This window comes from Ideonella azotifigens (assembly GCF_006519715.1).
Lineage (GTDB): Bacteria > Pseudomonadota > Gammaproteobacteria > Burkholderiales > Burkholderiaceae_C > Ideonella > Ideonella azotifigens.
Map to the genome: position 1 here is coordinate 1 of NZ_VIDT01000636.1, position 3,192 is coordinate 3,192.

Consider the following 3,192-nt stretch of genomic DNA (forward strand, 5'->3'; position numbering starts at 1 on the left):
AGGGCTTGGCGAGGTAGTCGGCGGCGCCGGCCTTCACCAGTTCGACCGCGCTCTCCAGCCGGGTCCATGCGGTGAGCAGGATCACCGGCAGGTCGGGCTGGGCCTCGCGCAGCGCGCGGAACAGCGCCTGGCCCTCCTGGCCGGAGGTGGTGTCGGCGCTGAAGTTCATGTCCTGGATCACCAGGTCCACCGGTTCGCGCGCCAGCCAGGCCAGGCCTTCGGCCGGGCCGTGGGCCACGCGTGGGGCTATGTCGTGCAGCGACAGCAGCAGCGACAAGGCTTCGCCAACGGCGGGGTGGTCGTCAATGATCAGGACGCGGCGCATGGCGGGTGGTTTCAGCGGGGGCTCATGCTAGCCCACGGGTGGCCACGACAGGCGGTACCGCGGCTGCGCGCATGGCCGGCCCGAGCACCGCCAGCTGGCCCAGCGCCCACAGCCCCAGCGTGCCGACGGGCAGGTACCACAGCGGCATCGGCGCCAGCTCGTGCTGCTTCATCAGCACGTAGTTGATCGCATAGGCCGCCAGCATGCCCAGCGCAATGCCGGCGCTGGACAGCAGCAGGTTCTCCAGCTGGAAGTAGCGCAGGATCTGGCGCCGCGTGGCACCCAGCGCACGCCGCACGCCGATCATCTGCGTGCGCTGCTGCACCCAGAAACTGGCCAGGCCGACGATGCCCAGCGCCGTGATCAGCAGCATCGCCAGGCTGACGATGCCCAGCAGCCAGGCCAGCGCGCGGTCCTCGCGGAAGTACTTGCTGCGCATCTCGTCCATGCGCTCCAGCCGGAAGATGATGCGCTCGTGCATGGCCTTGTCCAGCAGCACGCCAGCTTCCTTCAGCACGCGGTCCCGGTCCTCGGGTGCCACGCGCAGCAGGTAGCTTCCGCCGTTGGCATAGTTGAAGCGGACGGGCTGAAGCACGGCAGCCTTGTTGCCTTGGCGCAGGTTGGGCGGCAGGATGTCGTCGACGATGCCAATCACGCGGCTGGCGACATTGCCGTTCCAGACCTCCTTGCCCAGCGCCGAATCGCCCGGGAACAGCTTCTCTGCAGCGGCGTGGTTGATCAGCACCGAAGGCATCGGCGCGTCGCCCTCGATCTTGTCCAGCACGGCCATCGACTGGTATTCCTCCGGCAGGAAGTCCCGCCCTTCGAGCAGGCGCAGCCCGGTGGTGTCCAGGAAGCGCTCGCCGACCATGTAGAGCGACAGGTGCGCAGTGGGCTTTTCCTGGTCCTTGCGCAGCGAATAGCCGGTGTTCCACGCCGAGTTGCCGAACGGCACCTGGCTGGAAATGGTCACATCGCGCACGCCGGCAATGCTGCGCAGCAGGACCATGTCCTCGCGGGTGCGCACGTCCGGGTTCTCGTCCTTGCGCAGGCCGATGGTCTGCACCCGCACCAGCTCGTTTTCTGCCACCGCGGTCGACACGTTCATCAGCTCGCGCCGCTGGCCGATCACGAACACGGCGTTGCAGATCAGCGCGCAACTCAGCGCAATCTCCAGCACGATCAGGAAGGCCGCGGTCTTGTGCCGGCTCAGCGACGACAGCACCGGGCGCAGATCCATCCAGAAGTTCGACATGGTGTGTCCTTTCAAGACGACTTGAGTTGCAAGGCGGGCGTGATCTGGCAGGCACGCCAGGCGGGCAGCAGCCCGGCCAGCACGCTGGCGGCCAGGCCCAGGCCGAAGTTCAGCGCCAGCATCGTCATGTCCAGCTCGGCCAGCTTGGCAACACCGCTGGGACTTTGCCGCACCAGCGCCAGCCCACCGATGGACAGCAAAAGCCCGAGCGCGCCGCCCAAGAGGCCGATGACACCGGCCTCGACCAGGAACTGCAGGAAGATGGACCGCCGCGAAGCCCCCAGCGCACGCCGCACGCCGATTTCCGGCGCACGCCGCAGGCACTTGGCCAGCAGCAGGCCGATGGTGTTGACCAGGCACAGCAGAAGGAACGCAAAGGCCACGCCGACCTGCAACTCGGCATCGCTGGGCACCACTTTCTTGAGCGTCATCCAGCCCATCACGTCGTGCAGCGCAGTGCGCGCCGGGCGCTCGAAGCGGCCCGCCGCATGCTGGCGCTCGGCATAGCCCTGCAGGTACTGGCGGTAGTCGCTGACCTGCTGGGCGGTGTCCAGCTGAACCCAGTACTGCACCCAGGTGCACATGGAGGCCAGCGCGGTCGGGTCGGCCGACTTCTCGGAATGGCAGGTCATCGAGCCATTGCGGCTGAGCTTGAGTTCACGCGAGGTCGAAAACGGCACATAGACCTGCTCGGTGTTGCCGAAGCGGCTGGTGTTGAGGTCGTAGAAATGCGGCGTGAGCTGCCAGGGCTTGAGCACGCCCACCACGCGGTAGACCTGCTCGTCGATGCGGATGTCTCGCCCCACGGCGGGCTGCTTGCCGAACACCTTCTCGGCCAGCTCAGTCGTGATCACGGCCACGCGAGCACGTGCCTCGTCGTCGGCCGCGGTCCAGCCCTGGCCGGCTTCGAACGGCGCATCGAACATGCTGAAGAAATCAGCCGAGGTGTAGCGCGAGTCGACAAAAAACGGCAGCAGGTCGGGCTGGTCCGGCACGATGGAAAAGCCACCGCCCGTCATCACCGCCTGCTGCACGCCGTGGTGCTCGCGCAGCAGGGCCTCGGCGTCGAAGCGGGTCATCTGTTCGGGCAGCTCATCGTCGGGCGTGTAGCCCTTCATCGGGTCGCTGTCGAGCTGGGGCGTGAACAGGCGGTGACTCTTGCTGGGAATCGGGTCGCCGGACATCACGCGGTAGACCGTCAGCGTGGTCATGCAGGCACCGATGCCCAGCCCGAGGGCCAGCACCATCAAGCCGGTCAGCACCCGGCTGCGGCGCATGCCGCGCAGCGCCAGGGCGAGGTAGTAGGCAAACATCGTGGGTCTCCTGAAAAGGGGAGGAACAGTCAGCGCGCGCTGGCCACCGCGAGCGGGGCCAGCAAGGTGTTCAGCGCGCCCAGGTCGGCTTCGCTCAATGCCCCACCGGCCTGCTTGAGCAGCAGGTGCTCCAGCACGAACTGGTGGCGCAGCTGCGAGTAGCTGCCCTGGGTGGAGGTCTGCGTCTGGATGGCCAGCAGCAGGTCGGTCATCGTGCGGGTGCCCAGCTCCTGGCCGACGCGGGTGGCCGCCAGCGCACGCTCGGCTGCGTCACGCGCCAGTTCGGCGGCACGCACTTG

The 3,192-nt window shown here is 67.5% G+C and carries 3 protein-coding genes and 1 pseudogene; all 4 read right to left on the reverse strand.

All coding sequences use genetic code 11. The features are described 5' to 3' along the window. On the reverse strand, positions 1-325 hold a 325-nt coding region (locus FKP22_RS25415; RefSeq protein ID WP_141290518.1), incomplete at its 3' end, for a response regulator. 22 nt (positions 326-347) lie between these two features. Further along, on the reverse strand, positions 348-1,580 hold the full coding sequence (locus FKP22_RS25420) for an ABC transporter permease (RefSeq protein ID WP_211361580.1): 1,233 nt from the start codon (positions 1,578-1,580) through the stop codon (positions 348-350). 11 nt (positions 1,581-1,591) lie between these two features. Next, positions 1,592-2,893 carry an ABC transporter permease gene (locus tag FKP22_RS25425; protein ID WP_141290520.1) on the reverse strand — a complete coding sequence of 434 codons (1,302 nt, stop codon included), beginning with the start codon at positions 2,891-2,893 and terminating at the stop codon, positions 1,592-1,594. 29 nt (positions 2,894-2,922) lie between these two features. Further along, positions 2,923-3,192 (reverse strand): annotated as a pseudogene (locus FKP22_RS32735) (TolC family outer membrane protein); the annotation flags it as partial.

Coding starts and splice junctions, on each gene's coding strand:
- FKP22_RS25420 (WP_211361580.1), bottom strand. CDS start 1,580: ATGTCGAACTTCTGGATGGATCTGCGCCCGGTGCTGTCGTCGCTGAGC.
- FKP22_RS25425 (WP_141290520.1), bottom strand. CDS start 2,893: ATGTTTGCCTACTACCTCGCCCTGGCGCTGCGCGGCATGCGCCGCAGC.